The 684-nt window shown below is 68.1% G+C and carries 2 protein-coding genes; both read left to right on the top strand.

What is annotated here, in order from left to right:
• Positions 1-269: oligopeptide/dipeptide ABC transporter ATP-binding protein (locus UK12_RS32885; protein WP_045306875.1), on the top strand; the 269-nt coding region annotated here is incomplete at its 5' end.
• Positions 262-684: ATP-binding cassette domain-containing protein (locus UK12_RS32880; RefSeq protein ID WP_045306874.1), on the top strand; the 423-nt coding region annotated here is incomplete at its 3' end. The genes UK12_RS32885 and UK12_RS32880, both read left to right, overlap by 8 nt.

Genomic DNA, 684 nt, shown 5'->3' with positions numbered 1-684 from the left:
CGAACCCCGCGCACCCGTACACCAAGGGTCTGCTCCGCTCGATCCCGCGCCTGGACCACAAGGGCCAGGACCTGTACGCGATCAAGGGCCTGCCGCCGAGCCTGCTCAAGGTCCCGGCCGGCTGCGCGTTCAACCCGCGCTGTGAGCGTGCCACCGATCGGTGCCGGACCGAACTGCCGCTGCTGCAAGCCGTGTCGGACGAGGACGGCGGCGAACTCCCGGGCCGCCGCAGCGCCTGCCACTTCTGGAAGGAGACCCTCCATGGCTGAGCCGATCCTGGAGGTCAGGGAGCTGGTCAAGTACTTCCCGCTGACCCAGGGCATTCTCTTCAAGCGGCAGATCGGGGCCGTCCGCGCGGTCGACGGCATCTCCTTCGGGCTGCACAGGGGCGAGACCCTGGGCATCGTCGGTGAGTCCGGCTGCGGGAAGTCGACGCTGGCCAAGGTGCTGATGAACCTTGAACGGCCCACCGCGGGTGAGGTGTTCTACAAGGGCGAGGAGATCTCGCGGTTGAGGGGCGCGGCGCTGCGGGCGGTGCGCCGGAACATCCAGATGGTGTTCCAGGACCCGTACACGTCGTTGAACCCGCGGATGACGGTGGGTGACATCATCGGGGAGCCGTTCGAGATCCATCCGGAGGTGGCGCCGAAGGGCGACCGCCGTAGGGCGGTTCAGGATCTGCTG

It is taken from the genome of Saccharothrix sp. ST-888, from assembly GCF_000955975.1.
Taxonomy (GTDB): domain Bacteria; phylum Actinomycetota; class Actinomycetes; order Streptomycetales; family Streptomycetaceae; genus Kitasatospora.
The sequence above is the reverse complement of the archived record's forward strand: the minus strand, read 5'-3'. Positions and strand labels throughout refer to the sequence as shown.